Origin of the sequence: Umezakia ovalisporum Ak1311, from assembly GCF_029891685.1 — a bacterium.
Lineage (GTDB): Bacteria > Cyanobacteriota > Cyanobacteriia > Cyanobacteriales > Nostocaceae > Umezakia > Umezakia ovalisporum.
In genome coordinates, this window is sequence record NZ_JANQDJ010000086.1 from 121047 (window position 1) to 143123 (window position 22077).

The following is a 22077-nucleotide window of genomic DNA, read 5'->3' on the forward strand; positions in this document are numbered from 1 at the left end:
AAGTCCACTCTTTTACAGTCTGCGCCAGCGACGACCATCTTGGTTAATTAACAGTTCCGCTTCTGCCGGTTCCCAAGTACCTGCTTCATACCGAGGAATGGAAGCTGGATCTGTGGGTGCGTCCCAAACGGAAAGAGCTGGGGTGACTACTTGCCAAGCTGCTTCAACTTCGTCAGCCCGTGTAAATAATGTTTGATCACCCATCATACAATCGAGAAACAGGCGATCATAGGCATCGGAAGTTGCTTGAATGCCAAAGGAACCATAACTGAAGTCCATATCAACAGAACGGGTGCGGAATTCTGCCCCTGGCATTTTCACATCAAAGCGCAAAGAAATTCCTTCATTTGGCTGAATCCGCATTGCCAAAATGTTGGCATTTCTCTGTTGCGCAGCAGATTGAAACATCCGAGAGGGAACATCGCGAAAGTGAATGGAAATCTCACTGACTTTTTTCGGCATCCGCTTACCTGTACGGAGGTAAAAAGGAACACCCTGCCAGCGCCAGTTGTCAACTACAAACTTCATAGCTACATAGGTGGGCGTGATGGAATGGGGGTCAACTCCGGCTTCTTGGTGATAGCCTGGCACTTGTTGACCTTTCATCCAACCAGCGCTGTATTGACCGCGCACTGCTGAACGTGACAGGTTGGGAATATCAGCTAAACGGGTAGCTTGAAGTACTTTAACTTTTTCTGTACGGATGCTATCGGCATCCATTGAGTTAGGTGCTTCCATTGCTGTCAAGCAGTAAAGTTGCATGAGGTGATTTTGTAACATATCCCTCAGTGCGCCGGCTTTTTCATAGTAGCCAGCCCGGTCTTCCACGCCCACGGTTTCTGCTACAGTAATTTGCACGTGGTCAACAAATTGACGATTCCACAATGGCTCAAAAATCGCATTGGCAAAGCGGAATACTAGCAAATTTTGAACTGTTTCTTTGCCTAGGTAGTGGTCAATGCGGTAGACTTGATTTTCTTTGCAATATTTTTGCACTATTTGGTTAAGACTTTGAGCTGATGCCAAGTCACGACCAAAGGGTTTTTCAATTACAAGACGATGTTTGTAGGGGTCGTCTAGCATTCCTGCTCCCCCCAGTTGTCTGATTGCTTCAGGAAAGAAGTTAGGAGCTACCGAGAGGTAGAACATCCGGTTTCCCCGTGTACCGCGTTGCTCGTCTAATTCCCTTAAGAAGGTTTTCAGTTTTCGGTAGCTTTCTGGTTTGTCTATGTCTCCAGGACAGTAGAACAAACCTTGACAAAAGTCTTGCCAGAGTTCACTTAAAGGAACATTAGCATGAGCTTCTTCCATGCCTTTTTGCATTTGCTCGCGGAAATACTCGTGGCTCCACTCTCGACGTGCTACGCCAACAATTGTTGTTTCTGGAGGTATGCGCCCTTCTCGCCGCAATTTGTACAGTGCTGGCACTAATTTACGCCAGGTAAGGTCGCCAGAAGCGCCAAAGATAACTATAATTTGGGGTTCGGGCATCCCCTGCTGTTGGAGGCCAACTCGCAAGGGGTTTTCTAGCAAACTAACCATATGTGTTTTCAGTGGGGTGTTGAGTGGTGTGTTGATGAAACGCTTGGGAATTACATCTAAAAGAGTTGTGTGTTGTTGGCGTTGGTGTCTTTCCAGGAGAAGTCCTATACTGGTGACAATAACTTGACTTTGTTTTCTAAAGAGTTCATCAAGGACTGGTAGGGCTTGATGAATTTATCAATGCCTTCAACTAACAATTCTTCCATGACAATATTAAGATTAATATCAATGTCTGGGTCTTTGAGGCTTTCGATGAGTTGATAAGCTTGATCAATGCCTGTTTCTAGGCGACTCGCCACGTTGCAATGATGGGCACAAGCGGCTATTGTTTCTGGTGTTAAGGTGTTAACGGTGTCGGGGCCGATTAATTCGTCAACATACATCACGTCGGTGTATTTTGGGTCTTTGGTACTGGTACTAGCCCAAAGTAACCGTTGTACTTTCGCTCCTTTTGCTGCTAAGGCTTGCCATCTCTGGCTGTGAACAATTTTTTTGTATTCCTGGTAGGCAATCTTGGCGTTGGCGATGGCTACTTTACCTCTGACGGCTTGGAGTTTTGCTTCGTGGGCAATATCATCAACACCGCGCTTCAATTTGGCTTCTATTTTGGTGTCAACATTTGTATCGATGCGACTGAGAAAGAAGCTGGCGACGGATGCTATTTTACTTATGTCCTGGCCTTGTGCTGATCGTTTTTCTAAGCCACTTATATAAGCTTCTGCGGCTTTATTATAGCTATCTACTGAAAACAATAGCGTGATATTTATGTTGATTCCTTCAGATATGGCTTGTTTGACTGCGGGTAAGCCAGCTGCTGTACCTGGAATTTTCACCATTAAGTTTTCCCGCCCAATTTCTTGGAAATACCGCCTAGCTTCAGCTACTGATGCTTCAGTATTATGGGCAATGGTGGGTGGTACTTCTATGCTAACGTAACCATCAAGTCCATGGGATGATTCATATATGGGACGCAGGATATCACAGGCGTTGCGAATATCTGCAAAAACCAGGGATTCGTAAATTTTGTATGTGGGTAATCCAGTGCGAATTCCTGCTTGGATATCGTCATCATACATCGCATTGTTAGCGATCGCTTTTTCAAAGATAGCTGGATTGGAGGTAATTCCAGAAATGCTCTGATTTTCTACTAGGTTTTTCAGTTCACCTGATTGAATAATTCCACGGTTTAAATTATCCATCCAGATGCTTTGACCATATTGTTGAATTTCGAGTAAATGATTGGTTGTCATGGCTCTAGTTTTACTCCTGTTAATCATTTGTCACTATTCACAGTACTCCCTACTCCCTGTTCACTGTTCTCTAATTGGCTAAGTGAAGGAACATAAAACAGACGAAACGTTCATGCTTTCTTTTGAATTGTGGCGTTGCCAATCACTTATTACATCGACCAGCTGAGGTAATTTTTAATTTATCACTAGGGCTATTTCTCGTCACGCCAAGTGGAGGTGCAAAGTCGGCATAAGCCTTTACTGATAAGGCTTTGCTGTCTCAATAAATGGTTAAAGTTAAGATGGTACTTAAGTGCTTCTTGGATTCCAGATGTTCTCGAATAACATAGCTATAATTAACTTTTAATTACTGGTATCACTTCGTTGCAATCGTTGGAATGGGGGTAGATGTCACTACCTTTTGTAGTCAATTAAAGGCGCATTTATTATAGGGTATGCTGTTTGAAGATTTTTGATTTTTGAGTTTTCTGTGGGTTCTTTAGTGTCCGTTTTGAATAAAAGATTCCACTTTTGCTACGTCTTCTTTACTACCAATGATTAAGGGTGTGCGTTGATGTAGTTTCTTGGGTACTACTTCCAATATATCTACTAGACCAGTGGTGGCGCGACCACCTGCTTGTTCAATGACAAAGGCTAAGGGAGCAGATTCATAAAGCAAGCGCAGTTTACCTTCTGGTTTCTGAATTGTGCCGGGATACAGAAATACGCCGCCTTGAATTAGAATTCGATGGATGTCACTGACCATTGCACCGCTATAACGAGCTGTATAACCTTCGGTGCGGTGGACGTAGCGGATATACTCCCGCATGGATTCTTCCCACTGCCAAAAGTTCCCTTCGTTAACACTATAAACCGAACCGCGTTTGGGAATACGGATATTTTCTTCTGAGAGGATAAATTCGCCTAAACTGGGGTCAAGGGTAAATGAATGAACGCCATTACCTATGGTATAAACCAGCATTGCGCTGGGCCCGTAGAGTATATATCCTGCGGCAATTTGCTCGCGTCCGTTGGTTAAGAGGTCAGATGCTTTTTGGTCTTGATTGTCTCCTTTTTGTTTACGAATTGAGAAGATGGAGCCTAGGCTGAGATTAGTATCGGTGTTGGATGAGCCATCAATTGGGTCATATAGTAAGGTATAGCGACCACTGGGGCAGTTTTCTGGGATGTAGTAGGGTTCTTCCATTTCTTCGGAAGCTAGGCGACAGACTAAACCGCTTTGCTTAAACACTGAGATAAATACATCGTTGGCGTAGATATCCATGTTTTTTACGGATTCTCCTTGCACGTTGATGTCTCCTGAAAATCCTAAAACACCTTCCATTAAACCAGCGCGGCTGAGGCGGCGGGCTATTAGTTTGCCTGCTAATGCGATGCGATTCATCAGCGCACTTAAATCCTGTGCTTCTCCTCCAAAACTGTGCATTTGCTGGAGTACGTGACGTGATAAGGTTGTACAGTCACGATCTAAGCTTTTCTTCGTGGCATCATTCACGGATAAATCTAGAGATCCTGAGGCTTGAGTCATTTTTGTTACTCCCTAGCATTTTGCATATGGGTGAGTTGTATCAGTGGCAATTTTTGGTTGCTGCCTCTATCTTAGAAAGGTATTTTAATAACTTAAATATGATTTTAGATAAACTAAAGAATTGAAATTCCGGGGTGGCTTTTCCAATAATTACCAGGGCGGGAGGATTTGCAGAGATTTTTCCATCACCTTTGTAGGCATGGTTGATGAATTTTGACTAGATTTTCGCTTAGATAATACTAATGTAGTATAGCTATGACAAGTAGAACCATCACTAGTAAGTAATTTGGTGTTTTCAGTATTTTTTTAACTACTCAAAATTTAGATGTAAGCATTGAGACAGTACATCAAGTTGCAGATAATCTGGCTTCAGTACGTTGACAGTTTTCTGATAGAAATGCCCGGCTAGCTGGGAAATTTGCTGACTATTCAAGACCAGCCGGGCGCGGACTTATTTTTTCTAGTTAATTTACGCAAACTAATTTTGCCTAACTAGAAAACAATCTGGTACGATAGAAAATCTCGTTTATTAAAAATCTTGTTTTTTACTCCAACCCCCTCCTCGCCGATTATCTTCCCTGGGTTTAGCCTTATTAACTCTGAGTTGACGGCCCATCCATTCTGCGCCATCTAACTCAGTAATAGCCGCGTCTTCTTGGGCATCTTCATTCATTTCAACAAATGCAAAGCCACGCACTCGTCCTGTTTCGCGGTCAGTAGGTAGAACTACTCTTTTGACTTCGCCATAGTCTGCAAATACATTTTTTAAGTCTTCTTCAGTAGCGCGGTAAGAGAGGTTTCCAACGTAAATAGTCATGTGGGTCAAGTAATTTTCAACAGAAAGCGATTAGTTCAGCTGGGGAAACAGATGTAAACAAACTGCAAATACTGCATAGTCCGCTCTGACTCACCGATGGCGAATGTTGTAGGACAGCGATCATCATGCTGGCTTTTGCTTCAACTAAAGATGCCAAGGGGCTGAACTTAGGCATACGCTCACATAATAACCGATTGTGACATTTTTCAAAGTATGACATTTAACAAAGTCAAATAATATAAAATTAAAAGTTCTTATATGTTTTCTATTGTCAATGTTTTTGTGGTATGATGAAGCTATTTTAAGTTTTATTTTTCCTTAAATAAACATACTGTTAGGGCAGGCAAAACACCCACCCTACAAGAGTTTTGTTAACCCTAAATCCTGGGTTAGTCAGTTTCCGAATTCGCTGCAATTTTAATCAATGGCAATTTGCTGAGGCTTTTTAGCTTTGCCATTATGTGCTTCATTGCTTGAGGTAGCATGCTCGGTGGAGCTAATATGTTGATCTAGCCAGCTTTTTACGGGGTCATCCTTGAGGTTGAGTCGTAGTAAACCAGAGAAAAATCCCCCCATAAATGAAACTGGGTGCTTGGTTAATTGTTGAAATATTGGTGACAATTCATCAATAAACATTTTTTAGAGTCTCCTATTGTTTTAATTGATCCTAACTTGGAAACTTAAAAACGGGACGAATCGGGCCTGTATAAAAAAATAGGGAGAAAGAACTGAGTAAAATTCACTTCTTCCTCTCCCTGATGTATTTAGACTTTACGACATTGGTGCTTGGTCGGGAAACATACACTTATCAGAGTCACAACCACTAGGTCCAGCTTCTGTTAACTCACCAGAATCATAGCGGCTTAAAGCTGCACAAAAATCATCTGTTTTGCGTCGCGTTTTCACTTCTAGATTTAAACGCTGATATGTGAGTTTGTCGATTGGCTCAAATGGTAGTCGGGGGAACGATTGCAAATCGTCAAATCGGGCTAACAATGCTGCTGAAATATAACCCTGATCGTTTTGGATACTATCATAAATCCCCTGTGCGAGGGTTTCAATTTCTTCAGAGCGCAACTCCAGTGTTGCTGATGTGTTGTGAGTGACATACCAACGCTGAACCTGGAGGACGAAATCAAATTGAGCGGAGACCGAAAATTGAGAGACATCAATTTCATCGGCTCCTGGTAAATCAGCCCAAGATACTGCAACAGGTATTTCTACTAGCCATTCACTAACGCGGGGATCGAAAGGATCGTTTAATAAATTACCCTGTTCGTCTTTGTCCGATTGGGAGGGGATGACACTGTAACCGTAGTCAATGCAGGCCAGAGCCACTGGGTCATTTTTGCCGAAAGTGATGCGGCGAATAAATCTTTGCGCCTTGGGGGGATGCCAGCCTGAACTAGCACCTGTTAATAACGATTTAGTGCCACTGGGTTGGACTGTGGTACAGCGGTTAGGACGTTTGAGATGATGGCGATCGCAATAATCCCACACAACTCGATGTACAGTATCTTTCCAGAAGGTTAAATATTTCTTTTCCTGCTCCTTAAAGGCTAATCCTTGGGGAGTTGCGGGTCTTCCTTCTGCCCACCAACTCAGCCAATCTACACCAAAAGCATGAACAAAGAAATCAAATAAACCTGTGAAGGAAACCCCAACAATGGGATCTAATTCCCGGCTTTGTTGGTAGCGGGGTTCTAAAAATTTATGATTTAACAGTGCAGCTACAGATAACGCGCCGGCGGTGAAGGCCTCTTCTTGTTCTTTATAGTTATGTGGATCAATTTGGTTTAAGTGAATCTCTGACAAATTACAGTGGAAGTTGCTACCTATGATTTCACCACAGGGATTGAGACCGTATCTAGCCAAACGATGCTCTATTTCTTGAGCATTAATATTTGGGTCGAGTTTTTGTATCCATTCTTGGGCTTTTCCTTGCTCATATGCTTGCAAAAACTCTTTTTTTAGTTCTGGTGTATTTACTAGATCACAATTAGCTCTAGCAACGGCTTCACCAGCCCATTGAATAGCACCTTCGCCGCTGTAATATTGTTTGCGAACAGCTTCTACACATTCTTCTAATGTGGGCTTGCGGTGAAATACTCTGGTATGGTTAGCCATCCGTAAAGCATCCCGTTCTGGATCAATGCGCCAGTTGCCATTTTCATCCTGTTGCCAGAGATTATCTTTGGCGGTGGATCCCAATTTATCCTCAGCTTGGAATTGACGCATCCCGGCACTTCTTCTAATATTGCCTGCAACAATTGTTACGGCCGCTTCATCAATTAATAAACAGCACTCCACTGAATTTAATTGTCGGCCGGTAGCTTCATTGAGAATGGAGGCACAACGTTGATAAAGTACTGGTAGTTTCACAGGATTAGCGACACCTCCAAAGCCTTTGAGAGTTTCCCCGGATTGACGAACATCGCTGAGATCAACAACTACTTCCACTTCTGTGGAGAATCGTTCATCTGTAGAGAGTTCCAACAGAGTTTTATAGGATTCTACCCAACCTTCACGGCTATCTCCTACGTAAATAGTGACGCTGTTACCTTCAATGTGGGTGTGAGTGTATTCACGACGTAGTTCTTGAGGTGTAGTACCGATTTTTCCCTTTATAGTCACATTTAGGCGATTACGAACACTAGGTAATTGATTAATGTATTGTGGTTCTATGATGGCTCCAGTACCATTAAACTAAGCAACACTCTCACGAGTGATACTCGTCTCCAGAACCGGACATGAGACTTTCATCTCATCCGGCTCCTCAGAAAACATACCCTTGTCACGGGAACTACTCAGACTACCAGCTGTGGCTATTTTTTTATGGCAATGTCTATGCAATGTTTGTAGATGAGCGAACTTTGTCCTGTTTAAGCTAATTGTTGCTTGGTTTGCTGTTGTCAACGTTAGACCGCAACCAGCAGATTTACCCTTGTGCCCGTAAAGGTTTTTTATCGGTAAAGAGGAAATCTCCTTACTCTGACCAGTTCTTGCTCCCCAGTATACGAACTCACCATGATAGAGTGAGGTCTCGTCTTTAACCTTGATGTGATGAAAAATTTGTGTCCAAGTGTGCTTTGAAAGAATATATCTTTCATTGGTGTCTGGGTTAATGTAGCCAAAGACCCAGTTATCTCCTCCTAGGGTTGTCCAATATTTCTCTAGTACCCACTTAGTTCCTTGATTGGGGTGTCTGTATCTTGCCCATGATCTCAACTTGACATAAATCATGCGACTTATGTCTTTAAAAGCTTGTGTTGAGCTAGCAGATGAGTAGTAATTAGCCCATTTTTCTATGATGGGATTGAGTTTTTGGATCAGTGCCTTTTGTGGTGCTGCCTTGTGGGAGTCGATCACATCGGATATAACTTTGTAGTGGCTTTGTACTGCTTTTTTGCTTGGTTGGATGATTGTTTGGAAACCAAGGATTTTTCCTCTTGTTGACCTTGCGCTCATCCCATCATTGACCGGGAACTGGCGAATATTAAAACCCAAGAAGTCAAATCCAGGTTTTTCCCCTTCATATTCTTCTAAGGTGTGACAGATTCTGGTTCTGCTTGGTTTGAGTTCCAAGCCAATGTCTTTCAAGAAACCTGCAATGATAGCTTTTGCCCTTAACACAACATTGACATCTTTGTGAATAATCACAAAGCCACCTGCGTAGCGAATCAAACTGAGGGTATTGTGGTTTTGTTTTCTCCCATAATTCCTAGGAGTAGGTGGGGCGTTGGCGTATTCCTTAATGACCTCTTCCATCCCGTGAAGGGCGATATTTGCCAGCAGTGGTGAAATAACTCCTTGTTGTGGCATTCCCGTTTCTGTGGGGAAGATATCGCCTTTGTCCATTAAGCCAGATCTTAACCATTTACGGATTAAGCGCCGCATGGATGGGTATGTGTTTAATTTGCTCAATACTTTTTGATGTTCAATGTTGTCAAAACACTTGGAGATGTCGGCATTTAGGACATACTTAGCTTGACACTGTATTGCTAAGTAAATGGCTTTGATGGCATCATGTGCTGCTCGTCCCGGTCTAAACCCATAACTATTTGGCTCGAATTTGGCTTCCCATTCTGGTTCAAGAGCTAGTTTAGCTAAAGCCTGATTTGCTCTGTTTGCCAATGGGGCTATTCCCAGAGGTTGTTTTTCGTGTGTCCCTGGTTTGGGAATCCAGATTATACGGTTAGTTCCTAGATTTTTAGCTAGTTCTAGGCGTTGAGCATAGCCAAGAGATTTTACTTTGTCTACCTCTACCGTGTTCTTACCTTTGTTGTTTTGGGTGATTGTGCGCGTTGCTAGTAGCTTGGCATACCAGGATTTCATCAAGGTTTTCTGGAGTCTTCGCATTGCTTTGACATCCCCACGTTGAGCAGCTTTATGTATGCGCTTTTGCAACTTCAACACCATCCTCTGGATTTTGTTCCAGTTGATATTGTTCCATACCACCGTAGTCTTAAAACTCGTTTTAGTCGTCTTCATTGCTATTTATACCTACATATATCTGTTTTCCGTGAGTCCGTCAGCATATCCTACGCATTACCGCAGGCTTTAGCTTCTGACTCAATCTCGCCAAATAGTTCATCCGGTTAGCACCTACTCAGGTATCGACCCACCTGAGAGAATCTATGTGGTTACTTCGTTCCTGATAGTCATTGATTGAGAGTTTAGGTTCCTACTGTTCACCGGGGTTATGAGTGGTGCAGGCCAGACGGTTGTATTCTGGTCACTCTACCCTTGCCTTTTGGCACAGCCTGCTAGTCCACTAGGCTGTTTTATATGTTGACGATGATTCAATCGTAGGTTCGCTTTTGCTAACCGTATTCTCCTGCTGGTTGGAGTTGAAGCCTGGACTAGCTTCTTACCACCGTTCATTCCCGCTTCACGGATTGATGGCTAGTCGCTACCGTGGGGAAAGTGCTTTCACCCTTGCACTCAGGGGGTTGGACTTCATCTATTTTTCTTATGCTTTTCAAATTTATGATTGGAAATTTCTATAGTTTATTTGTACTCACACAAGATAGTTTGATGTCACCAACATGACCATCAAGTTGTCAAGGTTATTTACCTTGCGGCTAATCCTCCTAACCCTTTATGTGGTTAGGTTTCTAGCCAACGAGTCGCACACAACCCATCATGGCTAAATCCATCATCAACCCAAAGGCTTTCCAGTCCTGTAGGTTGGTGGAGGTGCAATTATAAGCCCCGGAAAAGTTTTTGGGTTTGGTGATCCAGTCTGTACCACCCACCCATAGCCAGCGTCCGCTGGGTAAAGCTTTGAGGTTTCGTTGCATATTCTCCAAAATAGCAATTTCTACTGGGTTCAGCTTTCCCAGTTCAATGATGCCTTGGAGAGTGCGATCGCACACTTCATCCCATGTTTCCCTCAGTCCTGTCTTTGTACGACGGCTGTAGGTTCTAAAAAATACAGGATTAGCAGCTGGGGCAGTTTCTGGAAACTGAGCACTCTGACGTTTTCTTTCTAGCTCTCGAACCATAATCAAATCTTGTTGCTTGCGAACAGATTATGACTATACGCTAACTAGATTTTGGATGAAAGATTGCAAAATTTACCACTTTGCGCTATCGCTGGGGTACTAATTACGGTTAAATTTATCATGTATAATTTACCTTTAATCAAAAAACAGTAGTTATAGTATGTTAAAATCAGTTTGTATAAAACCATGTCATTCTCTGGGGTTTTCTGATAGATAAAAAAGCATAATTTTGTCGTTTCGCCGATGTAGAAATACTCAAACTAGGGTAAATACAGTCAAATATACTGTTATGAGTTGATTAATTTATCTAAGTGAGTGGAGTAAGACGAAGCCACTGTATTACGAATGTGACTAGATTGCTAGAGAATTAGTTATTTCTTGGCTAGGAGAGTACAGTAATTTTGCTGCTTAATTATTTTGTCGGACACCGCCCACAACAGGCCTAACTTCGCTACCAGAGAATGGATTTGTACCACCAGTCCAATTAAAGTCGCTAATCCGGATGCTGAAACCGCCTAATTGTAATACTGGGTTATAACGTAAAGTTATTCCATAAGTACGGCGGCTATATTCCAGAATATAATCGGTGCTAGTTTCTTTACCAGTGTCCAAGTTAACTGCGGTTTGAAATCCTAAACGAAATGGCCCATAAATTTGCTGTGAGATTCCAGCGCTCAGCACTTTGTTATCAACTGAGCGGTCAAACAAAAAAGGTGACAATCCTCTATTTAATCCCTGAGAGTAAGTGACATTGAAGGCGGTATAGTCCAAATAGGGACGAGAGAAGTTACCGAGTTGTCCCATTAAGCTAACTGTACCAGTGAGGGTACTTTGGTTTTCGCCATTAGTGTAATAACTGCTGGTACCTGTAAGACTGGCAATTGTCTGTAAGTAAGGAACTACAGGGTTGGCTGTATATTTTAGTCCTTGAGTAGGGGTAGGTGGTAATGGTTTACCCTGCCAGAGTAAAAAGCTCTTACTAAGGCTAGCACTACCTTGTAAGCGACCGAGAGAAATTCGATTATTTGTTCGGTCTGGTTCTAGTAACTCTGGGCGGTCGGTGTTAGCGTTGATATATTGTGCACCTACCTGATAGTTGAGATTAACACCAGTATTACCCAAAGGAATGACAGGAGAGCTAATTAAACCACCAATACTAGTCTGGACAGTTTGAAAGCCCAGAGTACCGTTATACAGGCGATCGCGATAACTATATTCTAGATTTAAGATGTGAGGATTTGTATCGCCCAATGTCTGGCGCATTCGCAAACTAGCCCGCAAATTTTCGTCTACTTTGTTTAAGTCAAAACTGGTTAATTCAGTATAACTTTGAACTATTGCCTGTGGGCTTAATCGGGCATTGAAACTGGTTGTGACGCCAAATAAAGAAGCTAAATCATCTGTGCCTTCTTGTAAGGCTTTTTGCACAAATAATTGGGGTGTGATCCTTAAACGTCTTTGTTGGGTATCGACTAGTGTGAAGCCCCGTTCTACATACAAACCACCACGTTTATCCCCATCAAATCCGGGGGAAACATAAAATGGTGAAGCATCACGTTGAAAACGGTCAATGGTCTGTCTATCTACAGGAATTGGTAAGGAAACTTTTTGGTCAAAGACTAAACGCTGTCCCCGTGTGCTGATGGTTTCCACTAAAGGTGATTCCCGCATGGAAGTAACTTCAGATGCCCGTAACTCTAATTCTGGGGGTGAAAAAGGGTCGTTAGTAATTCGCACATCCTGTCCTTTCCACCCTCTCGGGTAAAACTCAATGCGTTTAGCTTCAAACCGCAGTCGCCTAACTTCACCTCCCGCTTGTGGGGAGGGGATGTTCCTGGCATCCATACCACCACCGAATGTAAAGTCAATACCCCCTGGGCTAGTGACACCAGAAAGAGGCTGATTTCTTCTGACGCCATCGCTCATGGGACGCTCAATGCTTCCGGGCATGATATGAGTGGGTGAAAAAGCCAAATCTGTTTGGGCGGAGGGGATGAAGATTTCGCCACTGGCGTTTTCGATTTTGCCTTGATCTTGGATAAAATTGTAGCTAAAGCCTTCTCCACGCAAAACTTGATCTCCTCGTGTTAAGGCCACGTTACCTGATCCCACGGCAATCAAATTTTCTAAATTTACTTGCAGGCGATCAGCATCTATTACGGATCCATTAAATCGCACCACCACGTTACCTTCCGCAGTTATGATGCGTCTTTGTTGATCATATTCTTGCCTATCGGAGATAACTTCTACAGTGTTTTGTTTCGTTGGCGGGGTAGGCGTTGGCTGTTGATCTTGGGGGGTTGGTGATTGGAATTCTATAGTTGAGGGAGTTGAGATTTCGTTGCTCGAATGACGAGACTTGAACTTTAGGACATTTTGTATAGGTTGAGAACTGGGTATATGATCGGGTTCATCAACAGAGATATTGATGCTATCGGGAAATTGCTGTAAAGGAAGATTACTTTCCTGCTCTTGTGCAGTTGTTTTTCCTGCTACAACTTGCATTTTGGCTGTAGTGTTGGGTGGGTGCAACTGTTGTTGGTAATAACCAACTGTTTGGGGTTGACCCAAATTTGCAGCACTCTGAGAAGCCGTGAAGGAAGAAAATTCTGGCGGAGAAGTTTCTGGTGTATTCTGTGTAGCTAGAGTTTTGACAGATAAATTATCCCTAGTGACATTGATAGGAGTTGAAGAACCAAAGGTATTTTTAAGTTCTCTCACATTTGAGATTTCTGGGATTTGCTTTAGTGGGCAAGATTCCTCTTTTTGTTTGTGGGAATCAGTCTGATTGGTTAGAACTGAGGAAAACTGAGTATCACTAGCATGGGGAATTGAATTTGCTGATGTTACTGGTTGCAGAATAGCAAGTGGTGCAGGTGGCGAAACTAAATGAAGCATATCTAGGCAAATGAAGCTAAAAAGTAGCTAATTGATAGCCGGAAGGTTAAATTACACCTTGGGCCTTCCGACTTTTGCTGTTTGCCTAAATATAGCAAGCTGCCAAGAGAAGGAAGTTTGGTGTTTTCCGTCTGTCGGCAGTTGTAGATAATTTGTGCAAATCCTACTCTGAATCCCGACGTCCGGGGTTACGAGCTGGATCATTGGACAAAAATCCGAAGACGAAAATAGCCACGAAGAAGGCAACAACAATATAAACAGCGATTTTTAAAGTCACCATACAAATATCTCCAAAGGGTGTGAGAAAAAAGTATCTCTCTCTCAGTATCTGCTGTGCAGGAAAGATAGTTACTTTATATTACCGAATCTCGTACCTTTTTGAGATAACTCAAAGTCGATGCTCCTCGGCTATTTTGAACTGCTTAGTTTGCGGACGTTTACTCACGACGGAAGTTTCCAGTTGTGGTGACAAAGTAGCTATTTTCTGGATGTTGCTATTTTTGCTGCTATTTTAGTTTGGCCGTACTAGGATGTCACCAAATCCTTGGTGATTCGGCTTTTAATTACTCGTACAGGCACACCTACGGCCACAGAGTAGGGGGGAATATCTTTATTGACAACTGTTCCCGCGCCAATAACACTGCCCTTACCGATAGTAACGCCATCTAACACTGTTACCCCATGGCCCAGCCAGCAGTCGTCTTCAATCACGATTCCCTTACGAGTTACTCCTTGGTATTTGATCGGTTGTGTTGGGTCTGCAAATTTGTGGCTATTGGCATATATTCCTGAGTGGGATGCTATCATACAGTGCTTACCAATTTTGATGTTTCCTGGACCAGCAATACAGACATGAGGAGCGATAAAAGTTTCATCATCAATGGATATATAAGTGTTGTCTAAACAACCAATATCAACGTAACGTTCCAGCGCTACTCCATTGCCTAAATAAATTTTATTATTTTGGTCTCCGTGGGCATCTATGCGTACACCTTTAAAAATATATACCCCATTACCAATTTCAATGCCAGAGGTTCCCAGAAATTCCACTCCGTTTTGAATATAAACTGGTTTACCCATCTGGGCAAAAATCCTACCATATAATATGTTTCGCAGTTTTGGTCCAAAAGCAATTGTGGGAATATCTCCCAAAAAAGTAGTGATTAATAATTCTTGTAATCGTTGCAATTTGGATAGATATTCTTTGTTATTCATGGTTAAATTTTTGTGAATTTCAGTGATTGTGAAGGCTTATAGACAAAGTATCTTGACTTGTGGTAGTGACACTTATACTGATATTCATAAAGATTTGAATTTAATTTCATCTATACAAAATATTGACCAAAGGTTTGTTGATTCCTATGGAAATAGATAACTAATTTCTTAGCTAGCCAATTTGGGAATCTGCTAACTTTATTGTGAAAATTTTAATTGAGATGGGTAACATTACTCAATTTATCTGCACATATTGTTCCTAGGTATTCTGTATCAGAATCAAGAAAAAATTTTGCTATTTTCTAACGTCATTACTAGATGTAATACTCGTTGCTTTACAGTGTTAAACATCAGAGCATTAAATTAGATAATCCGTTGTTTTCAGATATACCAATTTTAATTTTTTGGCGAATTTTAACAAATATACTACTTTTATGTAGTTATTCGCCTTCCACAGAATTTCTGTGAAATATCAAATTTAACAAGGTTATTTCAAAACAATTACATTTTTACTGGTTTGCTGGTATATCTCAATTTTTGCAGATAATTTTCCCATACATCCATATGTAATTTGTGTTGAATTTTTATTAGTGTTGTTATAAAAGTCAATCAAGCTTAGGGTGGAGTATCACCAACGTCAGCCATTACATTAAAATTCACCATTGGTGCAAACAAATAAGCGCTTCCACGATTGCTATGACGACTTTCTTGGGACGAATTTTTAGAGTATGCTGCGCTAATCATGTTGCACACCGATGAGTTACAGGCGAACAAAATCACAAATCTGATTACATCAATTATTTGTTGTGATATATCTTCTTAAGATTAACACATTTTTTTGATAGAAGCACTCTTAATAAAGAAGTTTTATGCATTTTGACCAATTCAAGTGAACTGGGAATTTAAAAACCATTATTACTTGCGTAAAAATGGTTAATATTTATTTTTGTACCTATAAAAATAAATACTTATTTAGAGCTTGAAACATTGAAAATCATCAAATCTACTATAAGTACTGTAGAAGCAAAATCCTTAATAAAAAAATATTACCTTTGAGTCAAAAGAAATAAATTATAACTCTAGTTAGTTATTTTACCCTAAATACAACTAATGTATTAAGTTTGCTTTTAGGTACGGAATTTTATTGGCTATGCAACCAAGTAACGATAGCGTCTAACATCTAAATTAATTAAACTAATTGCCTCAAACTTTGGAAAGTTATATGGATCAGCAGAACCAATAGTTACTTTCATAGTCTAGATACATTTCTATCAATATGTTATGTCAATTAATATGAAACATCAAGTACGTTATTTCCCTCAAGCCAAAGCAATCTTAAAATGGCTAGAAACTTATTCCTAGCTAATACCTAAAATCCGAAATTTATAAATTACCCCATGGGGATATGGCAGGGAGTAATAAGTTCCGCAGTTTATATAAAAAATTTGTTTTAAAATCGGAGATTATTCTACGTAACAAAATATAAGTTACACACTTGGTTCAAATCATGGCTTTAGTTAATGAAATTGTTCAAAGCTCTTTGAGTATTTCACCCCATAACTAACTAGAATTGCTACTGCAAAAAAGTTATGATTGAGAATATTTAGCTGTGGTAGCTGGTAATGTTAAACAAGAGTTAACTACTCATAAAGGTGGTTTATCTCCCCATAGCCTAGAGAATCTATCTAATATTAAACCTGGTTATTAAATAGCAGCCGAGATTGCTTTTGCAGCAGCACTAAGTTTAACTATACCTAAAAATAGTTAACACCAGCCTTATTTACGGTCATAATCATGACTTTAATCCTACATAGGCCCTCATTCTAAGTGGTAAATTAAGGGATTATGTGTGTTTAGAAATAGAGCCTTAAGGAATTTACAATTGAGGAAAGCACCCAATCACTTTAGACAACGAAGACAAGGAGGTAGAAATTGGAAAATTTATGTCTAAGCAATCTTTAAAGGCAAGTATATCTGGTAATATTCGTAAATATAGATGTAATTGATACTTATTTATGTAATTTTTATTTTTTCAGCTATTGCCTCAGGCACTGCCCTCAGCGCCACCCCCCGTGACCAACTGACTTATTTACTGATGTTGTAGATGAATGCTGTTATAATCAACATAAATATGTAACTTTTGTTACAAAAATTACAAAGAGCTAAAAATTTTTGGAAGAAAAGATTAAAAAATTACCTTCAGTATTGCTTGACAGAGAAGAAATAAATTTTAATATACTAAGTACATACTTGAGGGTAATTCATAGACTTGGAAATGCCCTTAGTGTAAACTTTATCAGCGATGGAAAAAAATAACTCTCAATGCTGAACAAAGTAGTCGCAATTTTACAAACACAGTAAAAAGAATTGGCAACATTGGGTAGAGACAGTAATACATACGTAAACAATAGCCAAAATTAGACTTGGAGTTTTACCAACCTATGCAGCCAATTCGCACATTTAACGTTTCTCCTTCCTTGCCGTCGCGACTTGAACCTCTGCGGCAATTAGCATATAACTTGCACTGGGATTGGAATGTTGAGAGTAAAGATTTGTTTCGTCGGCTAGATCCCGACCTATGGGAATCTAGCCGACATAACCCTGTATTGATGCTGGGTACTATCAGTCAAGCACGGCTGTCGGAAGTTGTGGAAGATGAAGGCTTCCTAGCACAAATGGATCGTGCAGCTCGCCAGTTAGAAGACTACTTACAAGAGCGTACTTGGTATAAGAAACAACGCAACCAAAAGCCCAAAGAATGCTACGCCTATTTTTCGGCTGAATTTGGACTTGTAGATTGTTTACCGATCTATTCTGGCGGGTTGGGTGTTTTAGCAGGGGATCACTTAAAGTCTGCTAGTGACTTGGGTTTACCTCTGGTTGGTGTGGGCTTGTTGTATCAGCAAGGATACTTTGCTCAATACCTGAATGCTGATGGCTGGCAGCAAGAACGCTACCCCATCAACGATTTCTATAATATGCCCTTGCACTTGGAGCGTAACACCGATGGCTCAGAACTTCGGATTGAAGTAGATTATCCAGGGCGCAAAGTCTATGCTAGAGTTTGGCGGGTACAAGTGGGAACGGTACCACTGTATATGCTAGACACTAATATTGAACCCAATAATCCTTACGACCACGACATAACAGATCAACTATACGGTGGCGACATCGATATGCGAATCCACCAGGAAATGATGCTGGGGATCGGTGGTGTACGGATGTTGGAAGCTCTGGGTTACAATGTCACTGCCTACCATATGAATGAAGGCCATGCGGCATTCTCTGCTTTAGAGCGTATCCGCATCCTAATTCAGGAAGCAGGATTGACTTATGACCAGGCCAAACAGGTGGTAGCTTCCAGCAATATCTTTACTACCCACACTCCTGTACCAGCGGGGATCGATTTGTTTTCTCCTGACAAGATTTTGTATTATCTCGGTCACTATGCAGAAGTCTTTGGTTTGCCTAAAGAGCAATTTTTAGGATTGGGACGAGAAAATACAGGTGATTTATCAGCACCTTTCAGTATGGCTGTGTTGGCCTTGAAGATGGCAACATTTTCTAATGGTGTGGCACAGTTGCATGGTGTGGTATCACGGCAGATGTTTCAGGGTTTGTGGAAAAAGGTACCACTGGAGGAGGTACCAATTGCCGCAATTACTAACGGTGTTCATGCGCGTAGTTGTGTGGCTAAATCAACTCAAGAGTTGTATGATCGCTACTTAGGTCCAAACTGGTCATCAGCACCACTAGATAGCCCATTGTGGGATCGAATGGATGCGATCCCCGATGAGGAATTGTGGCGGAATCACGAACGTTGCCGTTTGGACATGATTTTATACGTGCGAGAACATTTGGTGAAGCATTTGCGCGCTCGCGGTGCTTCTGCCTCGGAAATTAATCAAGCTCAAGAAGTTCTCGACCCCAACGTTTTAACCATTGGCTTTGCTCGGCGTTTTGCTACCTACAAACGCGCTACCCTATGGATGCGTGATGTGGACAGGATCAAGCGGATTTTGTTGAATAACAAAAATCGCAAAGTGCAATTTGTCATCGCTGGTAAGGCTCACCCCAAAGATATCCCAGGAAAAGAACTGATCCGTGACATTAATCACTTTATCCGTGAACATCACTTGGAAAAACAAGTAGTGTTTGTCCCTAATTACGACATTCACATTGCTCGATTGATGGTAGCTGGTTGTGATGTCTGGTTAAACACACCACGCCGTCCACGAGAAGCTTCCGGTACCAGCGGTATGAAAGCTGCAATGAATGGATTGTTGAATTTAAGTGTTCTGGATGGCTGGTGGGATGAGGCTGATTATGTCCGCACTGGTTGGTCAATTGGACATGGTGAAAATTATGATGATCCTAATTACCAGGATGAGGTAGAAGCTAATGCTCTGTACGAATTGTTAGAGAAAGAAGTTGTACCTCTGTTCTATGAGCATCAGGATATTGATGGTTTACCCCGGTCGTGGATTGCCAAAATGAAGGATGCAATTCGTTTGAATTGTCCTTTCTTTAATACAGCGCGGATGGTGGGAGAATATGCACAAAGGGCTTATTTCCCAGCCAGCGATCGCCATCATACTCTGACTGCTGATCATTACGCCCCAGCGAAAGAATTAGCTCATTGGAAAGCCCAACTCAGTGACCAGTGGTATAACATCAAAATCAAAGATATTGCTGTGTCAGCGGATGCGGATATTGAGGTTAACCAAACCGTAGCCGTTAAAGCCAAGGTGGACTTAGCCAATTTAACTAATGATGATGTCCGGGTGGAGTTATACCAAGGTGCTATTGATGCTAATGGCGAGATTGTCCATGGTGTGCCCGTAGTTATGGATTACCAAGGACAGGATGCTCAAAACTTGAGCATTTACACAGGTAATATCACTTATACTGCCTCTGGTTTACAGGGCTTGTCTTTGCGTGTTTTACCCCAACACCAACATTTGTCTAGTCCCCATGAGCCAAGATTGATTGCTTGGGCAGAATAAGGTGAAGAAGTAGGGAGTAGGGTATTTAACATTCCTTATTCCCTATTTTGCCAGGGATGATAATGTAACCGGTGTTGCCATCGCCTAGCACTATGTTATGTTGTTCACCCCAATACCACCAGTGGGCTGCTACATAAGCGCAAATAAGGCTATCTAGTTTATCTTCCGCTGCTTTAAGTGCTGGGCCTGTGCTGGGGATTTCGGCAGAAAGTGAACCACAGAGGCGCAGAGTAAGCAAAGAAGGAGTCAGTGTTGGGAGAATATCAAGAATATAGTTTTGCAGTTTGATTAGTTCTAAGCGACGCTCATTGAGGCGTCCTTTTTTATATTTAAGGATGCGTTCTAAGTTGAATAAATTAATTATTGCTGGATGGGGAAACACTTCTATTTGATATCTCCCAGGTTTTTGAGGTTGAATTGTGGGTGCATGGGCAAATCCACGAGACTCCAATTCTAAACCAAAGTTTACAGTACGTTCTGCAAAGGGTAAATTTTGATTGGCTGGATAACATCCAGCATGATATTTGCCAAAGTATTTATGTGTGAGTTTGTCCGCGAGACGACTTCCCGTAGCATTGGGTATCAATGTCGGCGCATCTACGGCGATCATCCCTGGTTGATTTGCAGGTACATGGTTATCTATCCAAGCGAAAATGTCTGTAATACATTCGCGCCGATCTAAATCGATGATTTGCAGTTTTCCTGCTATTAATTCTAAGCCGCATAAGCCGCTTGGTTGAGATTTCCAGCCTAAATCAATGCCGATAAATTTCATTTTTTTCAATTTAAAAATATGTTAAAAATATTGATATATTTATCAATTGTTTATTTTGGATTCATGTTTTAAATTAAAATGATTACAGAAAAATCCTGAATAATTTAGCAATATCAAGATACCGGTGGTCTTGAAAGATTCTGGCAATTGAGCATCTTTTTCTTAGTAAAGAGAATAGACTTACCATAATATACTAAAAGGATTTAATAATTCTTATTCATAAAATAATCTTGAAATAATTTTGATAAAAATACTCGCAATCACAATCATGACTTTCACTATAGTAGTAGCGCATATCTGATTCTGAATTGGAAATTTTCGATGATTGCAAACGCCAATTAAGGCTAATGGCAAGGCAAAATTTAGCAACTTTTTTCCATATTTTACCTACTTATTGAGAAACTTATCCTAGAAAGTGTCAAAATTGAAGGAGGTTTGTAACCGCCATATTCTTAGAGCGGGTTTGAGATACATTGGGAGTTTATGGGCAAGAAGCAGCGTGTTCTTTCTGGAGTTCAACCAACCGGTAATTACCATCTGGGTAACTATTTAGGAGCTATTCGCAATTGGGTAGAAGGTCAGAGCGAATACGAAAATTACCTATTCGTGGCTGATTTACACGCGATTACGGTACCACACGACCCTACAAGGTTAGCATCTGATACTTATGCCCTGGTGGCGCTTTATCTAGCTTGTGGTCTGGATTTAAATCACTCGACGATTTTTGTACAATCTCATGTTTCTGCCCACAGTGAATTGACCTGGCTGTTTAATTGCATTACACCTTTAAACTGGTTGCAAGATATGATTCAGTTTAAGGAAAAGGCGATTAAGCAGGGTGAAAATGTCAATGTCGGCTTGTTGGACTATCCTGTGCTGATGGCTGCTGATATTTTGCTGTATCAAGCTGATAAAGTGCCAGTGGGTGAAGACCAAAAACAACACTTGGAATTGACTAGGGATATTGTTAACCGATTTAATCACCAATTTGGTAAGCCTGATCAACCAGTGCTAAAATTACCAGAGCCTTTAATTCGTCAGGAAGGGGCTAGGGTGATGAGTTTGGCTGATGGTACACGCAAAATGTCCAAGTCTGATCCTTCTGATTTAAGCCGGATTAATTTACTTGATACACCGGAGGAGATTCAATACAAGATTAAGCGCTGTAAAACTGACCCGGTTCGGGGTTTGACTTTCGGTGATCCAGAGCGTCCAGAGTGTAATAACTTGTTAACGCTGTATATGCTGCTGTCTGGGAAGAAGAAGGAAGAGGTAGCAGCAGAATGTCAAGATATGGGCTGGGGACAATTTAAGTCATTGTTGACGGAAACTACAATTAATGCATTAAAACCCATACAGGAAAAATATCAAGGGATTATAGAAGATCAAGCTTATCTCAATTCTGTTTTACGGGAGGGACGGGAGAAAGCAGAGGCGATCGCTAACCAAACTCTGGCACGGGTAAAAACAGCTTTAGGCTACTGTTTACCTGTATAAAGGTTTCACTTTTGGGCGTAATTCGTTATAGCCTTTAAGGAA

The 22077-nt window shown here is 41.3% G+C and carries 14 protein-coding genes and 1 pseudogene; 2 read left to right on the forward strand and 13 right to left on the reverse strand.

The window, feature by feature from the left end:
- Positions 1 to 12: 12 nt before the first annotated feature.
- From zwf to NWP25_RS17415, 12 genes and pseudogenes are all read right to left on the reverse strand, one after another.
- Complete coding sequence (gene zwf, locus NWP25_RS17360; RefSeq protein ID WP_280652624.1) at positions 13 to 1542, reverse strand: glucose-6-phosphate dehydrogenase; 1530 nt, start codon at positions 1540 to 1542, stop codon at positions 13 to 15.
- 104 nt (positions 1543 to 1646) lie between these two features.
- Positions 1647 to 2792 (reverse strand): transaldolase, encoded by a 1146-nt coding sequence (gene tal, locus NWP25_RS17365; RefSeq protein WP_280652623.1) that lies wholly within the window; start codon positions 2790 to 2792, stop codon positions 1647 to 1649.
- Between the two features lie 478 nt (positions 2793 to 3270).
- Positions 3271 to 4320 (reverse strand): class 1 fructose-bisphosphatase, encoded by a 1050-nt coding sequence (fbp, locus tag NWP25_RS17370; protein ID WP_280652622.1) that lies wholly within the window; start codon positions 4318 to 4320, stop codon positions 3271 to 3273.
- A gap of 529 nt (positions 4321 to 4849) precedes the next feature.
- On the reverse strand, positions 4850 to 5137 hold the full coding sequence (locus NWP25_RS17375; protein ID WP_280652621.1) for an RNA recognition motif domain-containing protein: 288 nt from the start codon (positions 5135 to 5137) through the stop codon (positions 4850 to 4852).
- A gap of 417 nt (positions 5138 to 5554) precedes the next feature.
- The gene (locus tag NWP25_RS17380; RefSeq protein WP_280652620.1) at positions 5555 to 5773 is read right to left on the reverse strand and encodes a hypothetical protein; all 219 of its coding nucleotides are present in this window, start codon (positions 5771 to 5773) and stop codon (positions 5555 to 5557) included.
- A 135-nt stretch (positions 5774 to 5908) separates the two neighbouring features.
- Positions 5909 to 7825 carry a ribonucleoside-triphosphate reductase, adenosylcobalamin-dependent gene (gene nrdJ / locus NWP25_RS17385; protein WP_280652713.1) on the reverse strand — a complete coding sequence of 639 codons (1917 nt, stop codon included), beginning with the start codon at positions 7823 to 7825 and terminating at the stop codon, positions 5909 to 5911.
- Positions 7826 to 7843: 18 nt separating this feature from the next.
- Positions 7844 to 9628 (reverse strand): reverse transcriptase domain-containing protein, encoded by a 1785-nt coding sequence (locus NWP25_RS17390; protein WP_280699868.1) that lies wholly within the window; start codon positions 9626 to 9628, stop codon positions 7844 to 7846.
- A gap of 644 nt (positions 9629 to 10272) precedes the next feature.
- Positions 10273 to 10644, reverse strand: a pseudogene (locus NWP25_RS17395) (ribonucleoside-triphosphate reductase, adenosylcobalamin-dependent); the annotation flags it as partial.
- Between the two features lie 408 nt (positions 10645 to 11052).
- A complete protein-coding gene (locus NWP25_RS17400; protein WP_280699869.1) occupies positions 11053 to 13542 on the reverse strand; it encodes a DUF3769 domain-containing protein in 2490 nt (829 codons plus the stop codon).
- 163 nt (positions 13543 to 13705) lie between these two features.
- Positions 13706 to 13822: a photosystem II reaction center protein I gene (locus NWP25_RS17405; RefSeq protein WP_280652617.1), complete on the reverse strand. Its 117-nt coding sequence runs from the start codon at positions 13820 to 13822 to the stop codon at positions 13706 to 13708.
- Positions 13823 to 14067: 245 nt separating this feature from the next.
- Positions 14068 to 14757, reverse strand: coding sequence for an acyltransferase (locus tag NWP25_RS17410; protein ID WP_280657287.1), 690 nt, complete (start codon positions 14755 to 14757; stop codon positions 14068 to 14070).
- Between the two features lie 615 nt (positions 14758 to 15372).
- A complete protein-coding gene (locus tag NWP25_RS17415; protein ID WP_280652615.1) occupies positions 15373 to 15501 on the reverse strand; it encodes a hypothetical protein in 129 nt (42 codons plus the stop codon).
- A 1697-nt stretch (positions 15502 to 17198) separates the two neighbouring features.
- On the opposite strand from NWP25_RS17415, the gene glgP reads away from it, so the two are divergent.
- Complete coding sequence (gene glgP / locus NWP25_RS17420; RefSeq protein WP_280651641.1) at positions 17199 to 19763, forward strand: alpha-glucan family phosphorylase; 2565 nt, start codon at positions 17199 to 17201, stop codon at positions 19761 to 19763.
- Positions 19764 to 19788: 25 nt separating this feature from the next.
- On the opposite strand, the gene NWP25_RS17425 is transcribed toward glgP, so the two are convergent.
- Entirely contained in the window at positions 19789 to 20538 is a 750-nt protein-coding gene (locus tag NWP25_RS17425) for a DUF429 domain-containing protein (protein WP_280651640.1), read from the reverse strand.
- Between the two features lie 483 nt (positions 20539 to 21021).
- On the opposite strand from NWP25_RS17425, the gene trpS reads away from it, so the two are divergent.
- A complete protein-coding gene (gene trpS, locus NWP25_RS17430; RefSeq protein ID WP_280651639.1) occupies positions 21022 to 22035 on the forward strand; it encodes a tryptophan--tRNA ligase in 1014 nt (337 codons plus the stop codon).
- Positions 22036 to 22077: the final 42 nt, after the last annotated feature.